An 18708-nucleotide genomic window follows, 5' to 3' on the forward strand; every position below is an offset into this window, starting at 1 on the left:
TCGAGCACTGACCGATCGGGGGCGGTGCGGGAAACCGCCGCTTCCCCGCAGACGGGCACGGGTCGCCTTGTCGGCCCCGGAACGGCGCGGTTAGCGTCGCGTCCATGGCCATCTCCCCCGCGGTTCCCGCGTGCATCGTCCTCGCCCACGAGGACCCGGCACACGTGCGCCGACTCGTCGAGGCGCTCGACCCGTTCCCGGTGTTCCTGCACTGCGACGCGCGCACCCCCGAGACGGTGTTCCGCGCCATGACCGACGGGCTGCCGGACCGCGTCCGGCTGCTCCCCCGCATCCGGACCGGCTGGGCCCGCTGGGAGAACGTCGCCGCCGAGGTGTCCGGCTACCGGGCCGCCCTGGCCGAGACCGACGCCTCGCACGTGGCCGTGCTGACCGGCAGCGACTACCCGCTCGCGAACCCCACCGAGATCACGGCCCTGCTCGAGTCCCACCGCGAGGAGTCGTTCATCTCGGTCAACCCGCTGCCGTTCGCACCGTGGGGCCGTGACGGCGGCATCTCCCGCATCCGGTTCCGGCACTGGGCGTGGCGCAAGCACATGCTCCGGCTGCCGGTCCCCCGCCGCGTGCCGGCGAAGGTCTCCTTCGCCGGGGGCTCGCAGCTCAAGGTCCTCGCCCGTCGGCACGCCGCCGCGGTCGTGGACACCGTCGACCAGCGCCCCGACCTGGTCCGGTTCTGGCAGCGCACCTGGGTCGCCGACGAGACCTTCGTGCCGTCGGTGCTCAACTCGCCGTCGCTGACACCGGGGTTCGCCGACGAGCACGTCTCCCAGCCGCTCTGGTGGATCGGGTGGGACGGCACCGCGCGGAAGAGCCCGCCGTGGTTGACCGTCGCCGACGCGGGGCAGCTGCTCGAGCGTCGGACGGACGCGGACGTCGAGGTGCAGCACCTGTTCGCGCGGAAGTTCTCGACCGACCGGAGCGGTGACCTGCTCGACGTCGTGGACGCTGCCTTCGGGCTACGCCAGGGCGCGGCGACGGGGTCGGGGTCGGCGTCGGCGTCGGTGCCCGCGTCGGCGCGGCAGGATGCGGCAGCGGTGGTCGCACCGTGAGCTTCCCCCCGCAGACCCGCCGCGAGGCCCGCGCAGCGCGCGAGGCACCCGTCCCCGTCGCCGCCGTGCCCGAGTCGCTCGACACCGGGTCGGTCGCCGTGCGGAAGGGCGCCTCCGTCCTGTTCGGCCGCGGCCTGCTGTACGTCGTCGTCTGGTCGATGCAGCTCGTCGTCTCGTCGCTCATCTCCCCGGTGCTCGCACACCTCATGCCCCCGGCCGAGTTCGGCGTCCTCGCCTCGGCCATCGCCCTGTACCAGGCGCTCGTCGTGCTGGCCGTGCTCGGCATCGACCAGGCGTCGGTGCTGCAGCGGGCCGAGGACGGCGACGACCGCCGGGCGCGCGGCCTGCTCGCCGTCGGCATGGTCACCGCGATCATCGTCACCGTCGCCGCGCTCACCACGATCCCGGTCTGGGCCGACGCCGCCGGGTTCGTCGGCAACCACCCGCTGCTCCTCGTCGCGGTGCTCTGGACCGGCCCGGCCGCCATCGTGCAGATCTCCCTCGCGCTGCTCGTCGCCCAGGACCGCATCCGGGTCTTCGCGGTCACGAGCCTGCTGTCCTCGATCGGCGGCTCGGTCATCGGCCTCGGGCTCCTCACCTGGGTGCAGGCCGACGCGACCACCTACGCGTGGGGCGGCGTCGTCGCCCAGGGCGTGGCGATGGTCATCGGCATCGCGGCGACCCGCCCGCGTCTCGCCGGCCTGTTCGACCGCAGGACCACCGCCCGGGCGTTCCGCCTCGGCGTGCCGATCGCCCTCGGCAACCTGTCGTACTTCGTGCTGAACGCCGGCGACCGGATCGTCGTCCAGCGGCTGCTCGGCCCGGACGAGGTGGCCCGCTACCAGATCGCCTACGTCGTCGGCTCGGCCGTCATCCTGCTCCTGACCTTCACGAACCAGGCCTGGGCGCCGCACTTCGCCGCCCTCCGCGACCCGGTCGCCCGCCGACAGCTCGCGATGCACTCCCGCGACGAGCTGTACAAGATGCTCGGACCGGTCCTGCTCGCCGTGACCCTGGTGTCACCGGTCGCGCTGCCGATCCTCGCCCCGGCGTCGTACCGCGTGCAGGAGCTCTCGGTCGTCGTCTTCGTCGTCGCGATCACCGCGTTCCCCGTCGTCGCCAGCGGCGCGACCGGACGCCTGCTGCTGGTCGAACGCCGCGGTGTCGCCGTCGGGGTGATCGCCGCGATCGCCGGCGCCGTGAACATCGGCGCGAACCTCGTGCTCGTGCCCGTGCTCGGCATCGCCGGCGCGGGCCTCGCCACCGTCGTCGCCTACGCGATCCTGGCCGCCATGCAGTTGCTGGCCCTGCCCGATCGCCGCGAGTGGCGCGGACCGGGAGCCCGGATCGTCCTGACGACCCTCGCCGCGCTCGTCGTGGCCGCCGCGTCCCTGCTCCTGCCGCAGGACGTGCTCTGGAACTGGGTCCGCGTCGCCGGGGTGGTCGCCTGCCTCCCCTGGTTCCTCCGCCGACTGAAGACCGCAAGGGGTGGTGTCTCGTGAGACCGCGACAGACTGCAACCGACGGCACCCGCCGACTCCGCGTCGGCGTGCTGGTGACCGGACTCGCCATCACCGGCGGACTCGAACGCTGCGTGCTCGAGGACACCCGCGAGCTCGTCGCCGCCGGCCACGAGGTCGAGGTCTGGCACCGGAACGCCCAGTCCCCGCGCGCCGCCGAGGGCCCGCCGCCCTACGAAGCGATGGGCGTGCGCCTGGTGGAGGCAACCGACTACCGGTTCGGCATCACGACCGCTCTCCGCGACGCCTGGCGTTTCGCCCGCGAGGGGCTGCGGATCCGACGGTCGCACCTCGACGTCCTCTGGCTGAACCGCCCCGAGTACCTGCCGTTCGGCCGCGTCGCGTCGCTCGTCTCCGGCATCCCGCTCGCGGTGCACCTGCACCACGCGCCGAACTACCGGCGGCTCGGACCGATCGCCGGCGGCCGCACCCGCTACTTCGCCGTCTCGCACGCGATGGCGCGCGCCTGGGCGGCCTCCGGCGTGCCGACGGACCGCATCACGATCGTGCCGAACGGCGTCGACACCGACGCGTTCCCGGCCGCGACCCCGGCATCCGTGCACGACGCCCGCGCGGCACTCGGCATCGCCGAGGACACCCCGACGGTGCTGTACTACGGTCGGCTCACCCGGTCGAAGGGCGTGCTCGCCCTCCTGGAGGCATGGGGTCGCGTCCGCACGGCCGCTGCGGCACGCGTGCCGGTCACCACTCCCCCCGTGGCCGGTCACACGGCGCCCGCACCGCTCCTCGTGCTGGCCGGTGCCCTGTACCCGGAGGAAGCCGACGCCGTGCACGCCGCGATCGACGCGCTCCCCGCCGGTTCCGTGCTCGTGCTCCCCGAGCGGGACGACGTCGTCCCGCTCCTGCACGCCGCCGACGTCGTGGTGGCGCCGTCCATCGAGCCCGAGGGCTTCGGCCGGGTCGTGGTCGAGGCGATGTCCGCCGGCCGTCCGGTCGTCGCGGCCGCATCGGGCGGCACCGGGGAGATCCTGTCCGGTGACTGGGCGCGGTACACCGTCGACCCGGCCGACGCCGACGCACTGGCGGAGAAGCTGCTCGACACCCTCGACGACGCCGAGCTCGACCCGTCCCTCGCCGCCCGGTGCCGCGCGTGGGTGCGTGACCGCTACGGGCGCGAGCCGCACGTGCGCGCGCTGCTGCAGGCGCTGCTGGCACACGCCCGGCGCTGACCGGACCGGGCCCGCGTCGTCCGTGCGCGCCTGGCTGCGGCGGCGTCGATCTGCGCCGGGCTCGGCGGCGTCAGCCGGCGGTGGGGTCCGTGGACGGCAGCGTGGCCCGGGGGCTCTCGCCGTCCGCGGGCACGTCGATCGTCATCCAGTCGACCAGCAACGACCCGGCGGCGTCCCGGGGCGGCAGGCCCTCGAGGGATCCCGTCTGCACGACCAGGTGCATGCGCTCCACGGGGATGTCCTGTGTGGTGCTCCCGACGACCTCGTCGTCGACCAGGAACGACATCCGCGACGGCGTCCACTCGATCGTGTACGTGTGCCAGTCGGCCAGCGACGCGTCGGTCTCGTGGTGGACGCACTTCTCGGCCGGGTCGACCAGGCAGTGCACGTTGAGCCAGGCGGGCGCACCGAGCGCACCCTCGGGGAAGTCGATCTCGCCGTGCGCCCAGACGTTCTCGTCGCTCCAGAGCAGCACCGCCACCCCGTAGCCGTCGACCTCGTCGCTCTTCATCCGGATGCTGTACCGGCCGGAGGTCTGTCCGCCCCATCGTCCGTCGACGAGCGGCACGACCCCGCCGGCGAGCGGGGTGCCCGCCTTCGTCGTGCGGAGGTGCATGTCGAGCATCCCGTCGTGGGCGCTCAGCGTGGACGCCTGGTACCGACCGGTCCCCGCGGTGTCCGCGAAGCCGTGGTAGACGGTGAACCGGTCGTCGTAGGCCGCCTCGAACCCGCCGGACGGGGCGGACTCGTCGAAGTCCTCGGAGAACACCCGCTTCCAGCCGTCCCCGTCGCCGGTCGGCATCGCGACCCCGCTGGGGCCGGGGCCGACGGAGGTCGTGCCGGTGGTCGCCGCGGCGACGGCACCGACCGCGACCACCAGGGCGGCGGCCACGATCGCGACCCGTCGTCCCCGTGTCCGGAGCGGGGTGCGGTGACGGGAGGTGCCGAGGCCGTGCGCGGGCGGGGCGCCGTGCGCGGCGGCCGACTGCTCGGCGACGGGGCGGGGGCCGTCATCGTCCGGGGTCATCCAGCTGTCCATGCGCGGACCTCCGAGAGACCGACGTTGATCGTGCTGTTCGACACCCCGGTGGTGGTGAACCGCACCCAGGTGACGTTGCGGGCGGTGAAGTCGACCGTCCGGGCGCTGCCGTCGTTGGGGAGCTCGCCCACGGCGACCTGGCTGCCGTCCGAGAACGTCAGCGTGCCGCTCGTGATCTGGTCGTCGCTGTTCGGACGGTCGTGCAGGACGATGCGCTGGAGCGCGACCGGAGCGGCCCAGTCGAGCTGGATCCAGATGCCGGTCCGTCCCCAGGGCACGGCCCACTCGGCGGTGTGGTCGACCGGGTGGCCGGACACCACGCCGTCGACGGCCTTCGCGACGGTCTGGCCGTCGGCCGGGTTGTCGGCGATCGCCGTCGGGGTGGCCGAGCCGGTGACGTCCCGCAGGCCCGGAGTGGGCGTCGGGGTCGGCGTGGGGGTCGGCGTAGGCGTGGGCGTCGGAGTAGGGGTCGGGGTCGGCGTCGGCGTCGGCGTCGGCGTCGGCGTCGGCGTCGGCGTCGGGGTCGTACCGCCGCTGCTCGCCGGGGAGAACGCGCGGATCTCGGCGAGTCCGACGTTCTGCGTCCCGCCACTGACCGAGGTCACCGTGAACCGCACCCACGTGACACTGCGCGCCGCGAACGTGATCCGCTGCACCGCACCACCGTTGTGCAACGCCGGCACCGTCACACTCGAGCCGTCCGAGAACGTCAACGTCCCACCCAGCACCTGGTCCACTGCGTTCGGCCGATCAGCGAGGTCGACCGCGTCCAACGCCGTCGCCCCCGCCCACCCGAGCTGGATCCAGGTCCCCGCACGACCGGACGGCGCAACCCACTCCGCCGTCGGCGCATCCGGGTACCCGCTCACCACACCGTCGACCGCCTTCACGGCCGTCTGACCATCAGCCGGGTTCTCCGCACTCGCCGTCACCGACGCCGCACCCGTCACGTCCTTGTGTGCGGGGGTCGGGTCCGTGGGGTCGGTGGGGTCCGTCGGCACGGGCGAGCCTGCGGTGTACTGCCGGCTGAGCCACGAGGTCTCGGGTCGAGCCGAGCAGGCCTCGTACGAGGCGCAGGTCTCACTGTCGTGCGCGGCGTAGGTGAAGAACGCGTCGGCCTTCGCCTGGGTCTCGGCCGTCGTCAGGTTCGCCGGACGGTCGGCGATCGGGTACCCCATGTACCCGGTGAAGCCGTGCGCGCCGGTGTACTGCTGCTGCACCTGGTCGGTCAGGTACGCGACCGTGTGGTGGTCGCTGTGGTCCCCGTCGCCGTACTCGCCCTCGTGGTCGAGGGTGTGGATGTCCGTCGGTGCGAAGTCCTGCACGATCCCCTGCAGCGTCGCCCGGAGCTGCGCGAGCGTGTACGTGGCGGCGTGCGGGGCATCCGCGACGGTGTGCAGCGTGTCCATGTCGCCCGTGTACAGGCGCTGGAGGCTCTCGTAGCCGTTCGCCCAGAAGCCGTTGCCCTCGACGTTGCCGTCCGGCAGGTCCATGAAGACCAGGCTGATCCGCGGGTCGGCGGTCAGGGTCTCGGTGAGCAGGGTCCGTCCGGCGACCGTCGTGGAGCCGGTCGTCGACGCCGGGTCGACGCCCGCCATGCTCGCGTAGGCGGCCATCAGCCCGACCTGGCGTTCCTGCCAGTACCAGTCGGGCTTGCCGGCGTCGCCGGCCGTGACGATGACGGAGCGCACGCAGCGCCCCGCCTCGATGTCCTTCCGCAGGTCCGTGCCCTGGAAGAGCAGGTCGTCGTCGGGGTGGGCGACGACGTTGAGCACCCGCCCGGCGCTGCAGTCCGCAGCCGCAGCCGCGGCCGGCTGGACGGCGAGGTTCGACGCGACCAGCACGGCGAGCACGGTGGCGAGCACGCCCGCGACGGACGCGACGGTGGCCCGTCGCGTCCGTCGCGGTCTGTCGGAGGTCGGTTCAGTCGGTCGCATGGCGCAGGCCCTCCGTCGTCAGCTCGTACATCGCGGTCGTCCCCGACGACCAGACCCGCTTCCAGTAGGGCGAGGACGCCATGGCGGCGGCGAGCTCCTGGTAGTCGGCGTCGCTCTGGTAGCCGTACCGCTCGTCGTAGGCGCCGAAGGGCTCCGCGACCAGGGCGTAGTAGCCGGTGGCCGACCAGTTCACGACGAGCTCCCGCGTCACGTTCGACAGGTCCGACTCGGCGTCGTAGCCGCCGGTCGGGTCCGGGTACGGGCCGAGCGCTTCGCGGGACAGGTAGCCCACGTCGAAGTACCGTGCTCCGGTGTTGCTCGGGACGGCGTTGGCCGACCCGGTGAGCAGCATCACGGAGCCCGCGGGTGCCGTGCGGTCGTAGTACTGCGTCGCCGCCGACTGGCTCCGGGTCATGACGCGGTTCCAGTCGAGCGAGGTCTGTCCGAACGCACCGATCGCGACGAGCGCCGCCACCGCTGCTCCGGCGACCGCGAACCGCACCGCGGACGGACGCATCGCGCGCTGCAGGACCGCCCCGGCCGGGGCGAACCGACCGGCGGGCATCGGGAGCGCCGCCGCCAGGATCGCGATCCACGGCGTCGCGAAGAGCACGACGCGGAAGACGCCCTCCTGGCCGTAGTTCGTGGCGACGAGCAGCGAGATCGGGCTCGCGGCGGTGGCGAGGAGCGCCCAGTGCGTCCGGTCGCGCCGCATCAGCACCGTCAGCACGGCGATGAGCCCGAGCACCACGAGCGCGGCTGCCGGGATGTCGAACGCCAGACGCGTGACGAGCGGCTTCGGCAGGACCGTCATGTCGTGCGCGGGCGGCTGCACGTTGTCGAGCACGCGTCCGACCGCCGCGAGCGACAGGAACCGCCCGAGGATGTCGCCGTTCAGCGCGGCGAAGACCACCGCCGGCACGAGCACGACGGCGGGCAGCCACCAGGGGCGGAGCATCCGGAACACGATGAGCGTGACGAGTGCGGCGACCGTCAGGTACGGCGAGATCTGGTGGGTCACGGCGAGCACGATGCCGATGAGGGTGATCGCGACGATCCGCGAGAGCCCCACGCGCCGTGCCCGCGGCTTGGCGGCGACGGAGCCGTCGGCGGTGGTGGCGGCGGCGTCGCGCAGCGGTCCGGTGGCGAGCACGAGGATCACGATCGACATCAGGATGCCGGTCGACTGCGGCGAGAAGTACGTGGTGTTGAGCGAACCGGTCATCGCGGTCAGCAGCGCTGCGATCCACGGCCGACGGGCGCCGGGCAACCAGTGCGCCGCGAGCACGCCGACCGCGATGGTCGTGCTGAAGGCGAGCAGGACCGGCACCCACGCGGCGATGAGGATCGTGTTGACGATGCCCCCGACGTCGGCGACCCATGCGGCGCCGGCGAACAGGCCGGACCAGGTCTGGAAGATGTCGGCCGACGGGTTGGTCCCACCGAACTGGCGGATGTACTCGACGACACCGATGTGCCTCGCGGCGGCGGTCACGGTGGGCACGCCGTACGTGATCGCCTGGGCGAGCTGCACGACGCCGCCGAGCACGACGACGGGCACGGCGAGCGCGCGGCCGCGGACCAGGGCGATGACCGCCGCGGCGACGACGAGCACCAGGCCGACGACCAGGCCGGGGCCGAGCGAGCCGAACAGTCCGGCGGGCACCGGGTCGCCCATGTGGGTGAGCGCGGCGACGACCACCACGACGAGCCCGCCGAGCGAGAGCGCCGTCACCGTGGCGGTCGTGCTCCACCGGGGCCGAGCGGTCTCCCGGTGCACGAGGCCGGCGCGACGGAGCTCCGCCAGGTCACGCGGCACCGAGACGACGAGCGCCGCCGCGGTGAGCACGACGACACCGACGAAGGGGACCGTCGGCGCCCAGATGTGGAAGGTCGCCATGGTGTAGCCGATGCCGATCGTGCCGACGAGCGACCCGGTGACGGCGAGGACGGCGAACCGTGCGAGGGACATCGGACGGACGAGCAGCATCGGGGCGACCCCGAGCAGCGCGAACAGGAAGACCGCGACGGCGCTCGCCCGCAGCGTGGGCAACTCGACGACGCTGCCGACGGCGGCCAGCACGAGCGTCAGCACGACGATCGCGGCGGCGCCGAGTCGGGCCACCGGGCTCATCGCGCCGCCCGGGGTCGGTCGTGCCGGCCCCGCGGTGTCGAGGCCGCGCTGCAGCTCGTGGCGACCGTGCGCCGTCCGGTCGATCGTCCCCGCGCCGCCCATGCGTTCGCGGAGCGCCAGGACCGGTGCGGTGAGCACGGATCGCCGCTCGACGCGACGCAACCGGCGCTTCGTCGCCGCGAACTCCGCGTCGACGGCGTCGACGGTGTCCGCGTCACGCGCGGCGCCCGTCCCGTGGCCGTTCGCCGGAGCAGCGTCGGCAGCGTCGTCGCCCTGCTCGAGGCCGAGGCGTGCGAAGGCGCTGATGGCCTCCGGCGCCGCGTCCACCGAGGCGGTCAGCGTGTCGCGGTCGAGTGCGTTCTTGGTCATCCAGGCTCCGAGTCCGTGGCCGTGCGCGGCAGCGGCGGCGCGGAGCGACGCGACGTCGTCCGCCGATCGCTGCCACGCGATCGCGGCCGGTTCGACGGCGATCGCGGATCCGGCGAACAGCAGTCGTGTGAAGAGGTCGAGGTCGTCGCCGCCGCCGACGCGGGTGCCGGGACCGAAGGCGGTGTCGAACCCGCCGATCCGGAGCGCGGTCGCGCGGTGCACGGCGAGGTTCGCGCCGGTGCCGTAGGCCGAGGCGGCGAAGGGGTGCAGCGGGAGGTCGTCGACCGGGTCGTCGAGCCGGAACACCCGCCGGTGGACGGTCCGCCCACCGGGGGTGCGGTCGTCGTGCCAGCGCTGCGCCGGCGTCCGGAGCTCGGCACTCGGCACGAGCCCGGTGACGCAGGCCACGTCGGGGTCGGCCGCGAAGGCACGGGCGATGGCGGCGATCCAGTCGCCGTCCACGACGGCACCCTCGTCCACGAACGCGACGACGTCGCCGGTCGCGACGAGCAGGCCGGCGTTCCGCGCGGCGGCGAGGCCGCCCTCGGGCGCCGGGATGGTGGTGACGCGACGTCCGCTGATGTCGACCGTCGCCACCCCGCCGTCGTCGGCGCCGTGCGAGACGACGACGACGTCGAAGTCGGGGTGCCCGTTCGCGAGCACCGACCGCATGGTCGTGCCGGCGGCGCCGTCCGTGCAGAGCACCACGGTGACGGACGGCAGCACCAGACCTGCTGCCGGCCGACGCTCGGGTGCCGGCATGGGCCGGATCGCGCGCAGGAGCGCACGGACGTCGATGGTGCCGCCGATGCGACGGCGTTCGGTGATCTCGGCCTCGACGAAGCCGAGGGGCTCGCCGTGGTCGCGGACGAGCAGGCGGGCACGCCCGTACCCGGCGGATCCCTGCAGGGCGATGACGTCCCGGTGGCTCGACGCGTGCACGTCGGCACGGTCGACCTCGCCGACCCAGAGCGCGCCGTCCCAGGTGGGGACGAGCGGCCCGGTCACGACCGGCGAGAGGACCATCGCCAGGGTCGCGCGGGTCACGGTGTGCCCACCGGCTGCGGGAGCGGTGCGGGTGCGGGCGGGGTCCGCACGACGACGGTGCCGAGGACCCGGCCGACGGCGTAGCCCGCGACCGTCGAGACGACGGAGAGCGCGATGGCGTACGCCCGCAGTCCTCCGCCACGACCGACGTGGCGCAGTTCGCGCAGCACGGCGCCCGGGATCACCCGGGTCAGGTAGGTCGACTCGCTGGCGAGCGAGTCGCCGGTGCCGACCCGACGGCTCAGCACGGCCTTCGAGATGCCCTCGTAGTAGCTGCGGCGGCGCAGGTAGCGCATCGTCACACGGTCCGGCGAGACCCGGTGCGAGACGTTCGAGCGCGGTTCCTGCCGGATCCGCGCGCCGGGACGGGCCTGGGCGATGCGGATGCAGAGTTCGGTCTCCTCGCAGCCGAGCGGCTGGTTGCCGACGCGGCCGATGCCGGAGCGGAAACCGCCAGCGAGCAGGATCGCGTCGCGGCGGAACGCCATGCTCGATCCGATGACGTTGCGGACGTCACCCGGGGTCTCGGGCAGCCCGCGGTACGAGCACCCGACGATCCAGAGCAGTTCGTCGGCGTACGGGCCGGGGCCGGTCGCGGTCGGCCAGGACGGCGTGGCACGACCGCCGACACCGACGACGTCGGGGTCCTCGAGCGCGGTGAGCATGTGCCCGAGCCAGTCGGGGTCCGCGGTGGCGTCGTCGTCCAGGAACGCGACGACGTCGGCGTCGGTCAGGGCGACACCGGTGTTCCGGGCCCCGGAGAGTCCGCGGTCCTCGGTGTTCGGGACGACCCGGAGTTCCGGCCAGCGCGCGGCGGCGCGGGCCAGGAGCTCGGGCTCGTGGTCGATGACGACCACGACCTCGGGGGCCTCGGGCTGGCGCTTGGCCGACTCGACGCTGTCCTGCAGGTCACCCCAGCGCTGCTGGGTGTAGGCGCAGATGACGACCGCGACGGTCGTCACGCGACGTCCTCCTCGAGGGCGACGACGGACGCGACGACGGCTGCCCCGGCGACGGCGGACGCGGCGACGGGGGTCGCGACGGACGCACCGACTGGCGTCACAGCGACGGGCGCAGCAGCCGGCGCGGCGAGCTGCTCGGCCGGCGGGACGACGCTCATCGCCGCGCGACGGACCTCGGCACGGCCGATGGCGGCGCGACGACGCTCGTGCATGATCGACTTCAGCACGCGGATGCCGTCGGTCACGGCGTTGAGGTTGCTGGAACCGTGCACCCGGAGCTTCTCGTGGCTCGGCACCTCGGTGATCGCGAGCTCGGCGGCCGACCAGCGGCAGGTCAGGACGGTCTCGATCTCGAACCCGTCGCCCCACAGCATCGAACCGTCGGCCGGCCTCGGCAGCTCGGACGACAGCAGACCGATCTCCGGCAGGACGTCCGCCCAGAAGGCGTTGTAGCCGTAGCAGAGGTCGCTGTAGCGGGTGCCGAGGATGATGTTGCAGAGCATGTTCAGGCCGCGGTTGCCCATGTTCCGGACGATCGTGATGTCGTCGCTGCCACCGCCGAGCGAGTACCGGGTGCCCTTCGCGACGTCGGCGCCGTCGACGAGTGCCTGGACGAACCGCGGGATCTCGTCGGGGTCCGCGGAGCAGTCGGCGTCGAACATGACGACGATGTCGCCGGTGACCGCCTCGAAGCCGCAGGCCAGGGCGTTGCCCTTGCCCTTGCGGGTCTGGTGCACGACGCGGATGTCGGGCATCACGCGCTGGGCGGCGGCGATGGTGTCGTCGACGGAGTTGCCGTCGACCAGGATCACCTCGTACACGGGCGGGAGCTTCGGGAGGATGATCTCGAGGTTGCGGGCCTCGTTCCGTGCCGGGATGACGACGGAGACCCTCGGGTCTGCAGGGCGAACGGTACGTGCGGGCATGGCGCGGTCCTGTCGGGTCAGGGTTGCTGTCGGGTGGTGGCTCGTCGAGACGAGCGGCGCGTCCTCGGATGACGCACCGGCGACGGTGACCGTCGTCGGTCGAGCAGCGGGACGCGGGTACGACGCCGCCTGCTTGCCGCGGGTGAGTGGGTACTCTCCCCCGCGGTTCCAACCATCGCCGTGGCCAGCGGGAGGGTCAATGCGCGGTGCGGTCCCTTGCGGACACCCGGGTGCGGATACGGAAACCCGCAACCCTCGTGCAGGTTGGCGGTCCGGTACGGCGGCCGGCGGGTGGTGGACGCAGGACGAGCGGACGGGAGGCGCGGTGCCACCCGGCACCGCGCCTCCCGTCCGCTCGTGGGCCGGTCTCAGACCTGCGGCACGTCCGCCGTCTCGAAGGCGGCCCGCAGCGCGACCGCGAGCTCGGCGACGTGCGGTTCCCGCAGCAGCGACGTGTGCTCGCTCGCGATCCGCACCATCTCGGTGGGCCCGCGCAGCAGGGCGGACCACCCGGCCGCATCGGGGTTGGCGTCGGCGAGCACGTAGGTGGCGCGCCCGTGGAACGGCGTCGCGTGGTGGCGCCTGGTGACGATCTCGGCCTGGTCGAAGAAGGCGTCGAAGTCCTTCTGCCCGCCGTGTCGCAGCACGCCGGCGGTGTACGCGCGGAGCCGCTTGGCGAGCTGCGCCCCGTACGGCACACCCGCGGGCAGGACCCGCCTGACGGCCCGGTCGAGCCCCCGCTGCACGGCCCGGACGGCGGTGTTCGGCTGGTCGCGTGGCTCCATCCGGCCGAAGTGCAGGCGGGCCTGTTCGGACTTCGTGCGGGGCAGGTAGGTGTCGAGCAGCACGACGTGCTCCACCTGCTCGCCGCTCTCGGTCAGGAGCCGGGCGATCTCGAGCGCGACGAGTCCGCCGAGCGAGTGCCCGACGAGCAGGTAGGGGCCACGGGGCTGCACGATGCGCATCAGGGCGAGGTAGCGGCGGGCGCTCCGCTCGATGTTCCAGTCCGGCATCCCACGGCGCTCGAGGGCGTGCTGCTGGAACGCGTACAGGTCGTGTGCGGGCAGGTGCCGCGAGAGCGGCAGGAACGTCAGTGCCAGGGCACCGCCGCCGGCGAAGCAGAACACCGGCGGACGGCCGCCCTCGCGTGCCTCGGACACCTTCACGACGTCGGGGTGGCTCGGCAGCGCGCTCGTCCCGCTCCGCACCCGTCGGGCGAAGGCGCGGAGCGTCGGGTGCTCGAGCACGTCCGAGGAGCGTAGGTCGACCCCGAGCCGGTCCTGCACGACGGCGAGCATCTCCTCGGCGGACAGCGAGTCGCCGCCGAGCGCGGAGAAGTCCTCGTCGAGGTGCACGCCCCGCAGGCCGAGCACCTCGGCCCAGATCTGCCCCACGACGAGCTCCCACTGGTCGTACTCGCCCTCGACCATCTCGGTCTCGACGCTCGGCGCCCCGGGGAGTTCGGCCCGGTCGACCTTGCCCCGCTCGTTCCGCGGCAGTTCGGTCATCGGCACGATCGACGCCGGCACCATGTACTCGGGCAGCCGCTCACGGAGCGCCCGTCGGAGCGCACCCGGTGCCGGGGTGCGGTGCCCCGGGCGACCGACCACGTAGGCGACGAGCCGGGTGACGGAACCGGGGTCGACCTGTGCCGTCACGACCGCGTCGTGCACCTCGGGGACCGCGCGGAGGGCCGCCTCGACCTCACTCGGCTCGACCAGGTAGCCACGGACCTTCACGGCGTCGTCGGACCGGCCGAGCAGCACGAGCCGGCCGTCGGGGTCGACGCGTGCCAGGTCGCCCTGCCGCCAGCTCGGGGTCCCGACGGGGATGCTGGCGGCGGCCTCGGCCTCGCCGGTGCGTCCGGCTCGTTCGGCGGTCTTCTCCGGCGCGCCCCAGTAGCCTGCGGTCAGGGCGTCGGAGACGACGACGAGCTCGCCGGTCTCCCCCGGGTCGGCGGGGCTGCCGTCCTCACGGAGCACGAGGACCGTCTTGCCGGGCAACGGCCACCCGGCGGGCACGACGCCCTCGGGCACCGGCTCCCCAGGCGCCACCGGGCAGTACGCGACGCACGCGGTCTCGCTCGAGCCGAAGGCGTTCAGGAGCAGCGTGTCCTGGTCCAGGTGGGGTCGGGCCGCGGCGAGGTCGGCCCCGGTGACGGACTCGCCCGTGGTCATCAGGAAGCGCAGCCCGCCGAGCACCGGTGCGGCCCCGGCTGCGGTCCCGTGCGACCCGGGGGCGTTCTGCGACCCGATGATCGACCGCAGCAGGTGCGGGGTGCAGACGAGCACGTTCACGTCGTCCTCCCGGAACCGCCCGAGCAGCCGCTCGACACCGAGTTCACGCGGCTCGAGCAGCACGATGGTGCCGCCGCAGAGCAACGTGTCGAACGAGAACAGGAGCCCGGCGGCGAAGGACAGCGGCAGGACGACACCGAGCCGGTCGCCGGGGCCGAGGCCGAGCGCGACCGCGTCCTGTTCGGCATCGGCGATCTGCTGCCGGTGCGTCAGGACGACGCCCTTCGGCATGCCGGTCGAGCCGGAGGTGAAGACGATGGCGAAGGGGTCCCGCCCGCCGGGGCGCACGCCGACGGTGTCCGCCGACGGGGCTGCGCCCGGTTCGCCCGCGTCCAGCAGTTCGCCGAGTGCGTGCACCCGGCCGTCCCGCTCCGCGACGACGTCGGCGGCCAGCGCCGCACGCTCGGTGTCTGCCACGACCTCGTCGACGCCGGCGAGCCGGGCCACGTGCGCCAGGCGTGCTGCGGGCAGGTGGTCGTCGAGCACCACCACGGTCCGTCCGGCACGCACCAGCGCGAGGATGCCGATCACGGCCTCGGTCGACTGCCCCGCCATCAGCCCGACCGGCTTCGATGCCCCGCCCGGGGTGTCGCCGACGCCGGCGCCGCTGTGGTCGTCGGGTCGGAGCGTCACAGCCAGGGCTGCGGCCAGCGCGCGCGAGGCCCGGTCCGCTTCGCCGTAGGTGTACGGACGGCCGTCCCCCGCGAGCGCGGCGGCGGCGCCCCGGAGCGCCACCACGCGGTCCCAGCGGTCCAGTACGGAGTGGTCGGCCGCCGCGGGCACGGCTGCGGGGTGGTTCCAGGGATCGACGGTCGTCAGCGGGTCGACGGAGGTCACGATGACACCTCGGGTGCTCAGCAGCGGACCGCCACGACTCCCGCGACGGTCCTCCGACCGTAGGTCCGCGTTCCCCCGGCCCGCGAGCAGGCTCCGGCCCGGTGCGGGGAACCGCAACCGGCCTGGAGGCGCGGCCTGCGCCCGCCACGGACGGTACGACTCCGGAACGACCGGTCCACCGCCGTGGGCGCCTTCCGCACGGCGGCTCGCCCGGCTCGGGGATCGTGCGGTTCCGCGCAACCTCCGGATCAGCCGTGGCGCGACCGTGGATGCGCCGTGCATCGCCGATGAGGACGCTCGGAACGAGAAGGTCCCGGAAACGAGAACAGCCCCCGGGATGTCCCGGGGGCTGTTCGTCGAGTGCTGGGGTACCTGGACTCGAACCAAGAACGACGGTACCAGAAACCGCTGTGTTGCCAATTACACCATACCCCAAAAGGCCTGTCGGCCTTCTGGCCCGGTCACCCGGGGCACGATCAATTACTGTACAGCATCCCGGAGGTCCGCAAGACCACCCACCAGGTCTCGGTGCACGGCGGCGGCGGTCGCGGCTCCGTGTCCGGCGGCGACGATGAGCTGCTCCGGCCCGGGAGGTGTGACGTCTCCCACGGCGTAGAGCCCCGGGACGGACGTCCGGCCCACCCGGTCGACCACGAGGAGTCCCTGCGCGTCGCGCTGGAGCCCCTCGAGCGCCTCGGGCGTGTCGCCGTTCGCGGCCGTGTTCCCGCTCGTTGCGCTCGGACTCGTGGTGGCGCTGGTGCGCAGCCAGTCGAGGTCGGCGTGCCACACGGGTCGGACGAACCCGCCGGCCCGTGGCTCGACGTGGCCGTCGGCGAGCCGGACACCGGTCATCCCGGTGCGATCGCCCTCGAGGTCCTCGACGACCCGCTCGTCCACGACGACCCCGGCGGCCGCCAGTCGAGCGCGGCCGGCGTCGTCGAGCGGTGCCACGCCGTTCGTGTAGACGATCAGGTCGTCGGTCCACGCGGCGATGAGCAGTGCGCGGTCGACGACGTCGTCGGTCTCGCAGATGAACGCGAGCGGCTGCCCGGCCTTGTCGTACGCATCGCACTCGACGCAGCTGTGCACCGCGGTGCCGTAGAACGCACGCAGCATCGGCAGCGCCGGGAACTCCTCACGCAACCCCGTCGCCACGACGACCGTCCGGGCCCGGGCCTCGAGCTCGGTGCCCCGCCACGAACCGTGCACCCGCCAGGTGTCCGTGCCGCGGTCCGGGGTCACCAGGTCGACGACGGACTGCACGACCGTCGCCTCCGGGTACCCCTCGACCTCGGTCCGCCCGAGCTTGCGGAGTTCGAGCGGCGAGATGCCATCGCGCGTCAGGAACCCGTGCGACCGCAGCGTCGCGGCGTTCCGGGGTCGGTTCGCGTCGACGAGAAGCACGGTCCGCTTCGCCCGGACCAGGTTGAGCGCAGCGCTCAGCCCGGCCGGCCCGGCGCCGATGACCGCGACGTCGTGCACGACCTGGTCGGCGTGCTCCGTGCTGCTCACGGTCGGTCAGCGCGCCGCGAGGGCGCGGAGCCGGGTCAGGGTGGACTCCTTGCCCAGGATCTCCATCGACTCGAACAGCGGCGGACTGATCCGGCGTCCGGACACTGCCACGCGCAGCGGGCCGAAGGCGACGCGGGGCTTCAGGCCGAGCTCGTCGATGAGGGCCCCACGGAGCGCACCCTCGATGGCCTCGGTGGTCCAGTCCTGGACGCCCTCGAGCGCGGCGGTACTCGCGGTCAGGACCGTCGCCGTGTCGCCCTTGAGCGAGGCCAGCGCGTCGTCCTCGACCACGAGGTCGGCGTCGGAGGTGAACAGGAAGCCGAGCATCGCCGGCGCCTCGCCGAGCAGCTGCATGCGCTCCTGCACGAGCGGGGCGGCCTTGGTCAGGACCTCGAGCTGCTCCGGGGTCGCCGGGTCGCTGATGAACTCCGACAGGTACGGCAGCAGACGCGACCGGAAGTCCTCGGGCGCCAGCAGACGGATGTGGTCCCCGTTGATCGCCTCGGCCTTCTTGTGGTCGAAGCGGGCCGGATTCGGGTTCACGTCGGTGACGTCGAACGCCGCGACCATCTCGTCGATCGAGAACACGTCGCGGTCGGGCCCGATCGACCAGCCGAGGAGTGCCAGGTAGTTGACGAGCCCCTCCGGGATCATGCCGGCGGCGCGGTGGTGGAACAGGTTCGACTCGGGGTCACGCTTCGAGAGCTTCTTGTTGCCCTCCCCCATCACGTACGGCAGGTGTCCGAACACGGGGATGGAGGGCGCGAGGCCGATCTCGTACAGCGCCTCGTACAGGGCGATCTGGCGCGGGGTCGACGACAGCAGGTCCTCGCCCCGGAGCACGTGCGTGATGCCCATCAGGGCGTCGTCGACCGGGTTGGTGAACGTGTACAGCGGCGTGCCGTTCGGACGGACCACCACGAAGTCGGGGAACGTGCCCTGCTTGAAGGTGATCTCCCCACGCACCAGGTCGTCGAAGCTCAGGTCGCGATCGGGGACCCGCAGACGGAGCGCCGGCTCGCGGCCCTCGTCGCGGAACGCCTGGCGCTCGGCATCGGTCAGGTCGCGCTCGTGGTTGTCGTAGCCCTGCTTGGGGTCACGACCGGCCGCCTTGTTGCGGGCCTCCATCTCGTCCGGCGTGACGAAGGACTCGTAGATGTGCCCCGACTCCTTGAGCTTCGCGATCACGTCGTCGTAGATCGCGGTGCGCTCGGACTGCCGGTACGGTCCGTGCTCGCCGCCGGCGTCCACGCCCTCGTCCCAGTCGAGCCGCAGCCAGCGGAGCGCGTCGAGGATCTGCCCGTACGACTCCTCGCTGTCGCGGGCGGCGTCGGTGTCCTCGATGCGGAACACGAGCTTGCCGCCGGTGTGGCGAGCGTAGGCCCAGTTGAAGAGCGCGGTACGGATGAGCCCCACGTGCGGGGTCCCCGTCGGGCTCGGGCAGAAGCGGACGCGGATGTCGGAGCCGGAGGCAGTGGTGAATGGCGCAGTCATGACCCGACAACCCTACCGCGGCGTCCGTCTCTCCAACCTGCCCTGTTGACGGTCCGCAAACGCAGAAAACCCCTGACCACGAATGGTCAGGGGTTCCCTGGTTCTTACTACGTTAAGTCCGGCGGCGTCCTACTCTCCCACAAGGTCCCCCTTGCAGTACCATCGGCGCTGAGAGGCTTAGCTTCCGGGTTCGGAATGTGACCGGGCGTTTCCCTCTCGCTATGACCACCGGAACGCCTTCGACCAGATCATACATTGGTCTCAAAGCTGTTCCGACTGCTGCTCTCGGTGAAGAGGGCAGAGCGGTGTATTCAGTTTCGATTCCCGATCGTCTGTCGGGAACCACAAAGTGGACGCGAGCCCGTGCAACAAGTGCA

11 protein-coding genes, 1 tRNA gene and 1 rRNA gene are annotated in these 18708 nt (G+C 72.9%); 3 read left to right on the forward strand and 10 right to left on the reverse strand.

Annotated elements, in window-relative coordinates:
* The first annotated feature begins 104 nt into the window (after positions 1 to 104).
* The 3 genes from DEJ21_RS06280 to DEJ21_RS06290 are packed head-to-tail and all read left to right on the forward strand — an operon-like array spanning position 105 to position 3777.
* Positions 105 to 1067 carry a beta-1,6-N-acetylglucosaminyltransferase gene (locus DEJ21_RS06280; protein ID WP_111224054.1) on the forward strand — a complete coding sequence of 321 codons (963 nt, stop codon included), beginning with the start codon at positions 105 to 107 and terminating at the stop codon, positions 1065 to 1067.
* Positions 1064 to 2569, forward strand: coding sequence for a lipopolysaccharide biosynthesis protein (locus DEJ21_RS06285; protein WP_111224055.1), 1506 nt, complete (start codon positions 1064 to 1066; stop codon positions 2567 to 2569). The genes DEJ21_RS06280 and DEJ21_RS06285 overlap by 4 nt, the downstream gene beginning before the upstream one ends.
* Positions 2566 to 3777 carry a glycosyltransferase family 4 protein gene (locus DEJ21_RS06290; RefSeq protein WP_181435800.1) on the forward strand — a complete coding sequence of 404 codons (1212 nt, stop codon included), beginning with the start codon at positions 2566 to 2568 and terminating at the stop codon, positions 3775 to 3777. Before DEJ21_RS06285 ends, DEJ21_RS06290 begins: the two co-directional genes overlap by 4 nt.
* Positions 3778 to 3847: 70 nt before the next feature.
* On the opposite strand, the gene DEJ21_RS06295 is transcribed toward DEJ21_RS06290, so the two are convergent.
* The 10 genes from DEJ21_RS06295 to rrf all read right to left on the reverse strand — a co-directional run bounded on the left by DEJ21_RS06295 (position 3848) and on the right by rrf (position 18564).
* Positions 3848 to 4816, reverse strand: a complete 969-nt coding sequence (locus DEJ21_RS06295; RefSeq protein ID WP_111224057.1) for a glycoside hydrolase family 16 protein — start codon at positions 4814 to 4816, stop codon at positions 3848 to 3850.
* Positions 4801 to 6681, reverse strand: a complete 1881-nt coding sequence (locus DEJ21_RS06300; protein WP_181435801.1) for a PIG-L family deacetylase — start codon at positions 6679 to 6681, stop codon at positions 4801 to 4803. Before DEJ21_RS06300 ends, DEJ21_RS06295 begins: the two co-directional genes overlap by 16 nt.
* A gap of 58 nt (positions 6682 to 6739) precedes the next feature.
* Positions 6740 to 10303 carry a glycosyltransferase gene (locus tag DEJ21_RS06305; RefSeq protein WP_111224059.1) on the reverse strand — a complete coding sequence of 1188 codons (3564 nt, stop codon included), beginning with the start codon at positions 10301 to 10303 and terminating at the stop codon, positions 6740 to 6742.
* On the reverse strand, positions 10300 to 11265 hold the full coding sequence (locus DEJ21_RS06310) for a glycosyltransferase family 2 protein (RefSeq protein ID WP_111224060.1): 966 nt from the start codon (positions 11263 to 11265) through the stop codon (positions 10300 to 10302). The genes DEJ21_RS06305 and DEJ21_RS06310 overlap by 4 nt, the downstream gene beginning before the upstream one ends.
* The gene (locus tag DEJ21_RS06315) at positions 11262 to 12191 is read right to left on the reverse strand and encodes a glycosyltransferase family 2 protein (protein ID WP_111224061.1); all 930 of its coding nucleotides are present in this window, start codon (positions 12189 to 12191) and stop codon (positions 11262 to 11264) included. Before DEJ21_RS06315 ends, DEJ21_RS06310 begins: the two co-directional genes overlap by 4 nt.
* Before the next feature lie 368 nt (positions 12192 to 12559).
* Positions 12560 to 15325, reverse strand: coding sequence for a non-ribosomal peptide synthetase (locus tag DEJ21_RS06320; protein WP_181435802.1), 2766 nt, complete (start codon positions 15323 to 15325; stop codon positions 12560 to 12562).
* A gap of 363 nt (positions 15326 to 15688) precedes the next feature.
* A tRNA-Gln gene (locus DEJ21_RS06325) sits at positions 15689 to 15760 on the reverse strand.
* Between the two features lie 45 nt (positions 15761 to 15805).
* On the reverse strand, positions 15806 to 16837 hold the full coding sequence (locus tag DEJ21_RS06330) for an NAD(P)/FAD-dependent oxidoreductase (RefSeq protein ID WP_111224063.1): 1032 nt from the start codon (positions 16835 to 16837) through the stop codon (positions 15806 to 15808).
* Positions 16838 to 16843: 6 nt separating this feature from the next.
* Positions 16844 to 18331, reverse strand: coding sequence for a glutamate--tRNA ligase (gene gltX, locus DEJ21_RS06335; RefSeq protein ID WP_111224064.1), 1488 nt, complete (start codon positions 18329 to 18331; stop codon positions 16844 to 16846).
* 116 nt (positions 18332 to 18447) lie between these two features.
* A 5S ribosomal RNA gene (rrf, locus tag DEJ21_RS06340) occupies positions 18448 to 18564 on the reverse strand.
* Positions 18565 to 18708: the final 144 nt, after the last annotated feature.

The organism is Curtobacterium sp. MCSS17_006, assembly GCF_003234215.1.
In the GTDB taxonomy this organism is placed as follows: domain Bacteria; phylum Actinomycetota; class Actinomycetes; order Actinomycetales; family Microbacteriaceae; genus Curtobacterium; species Curtobacterium flaccumfaciens.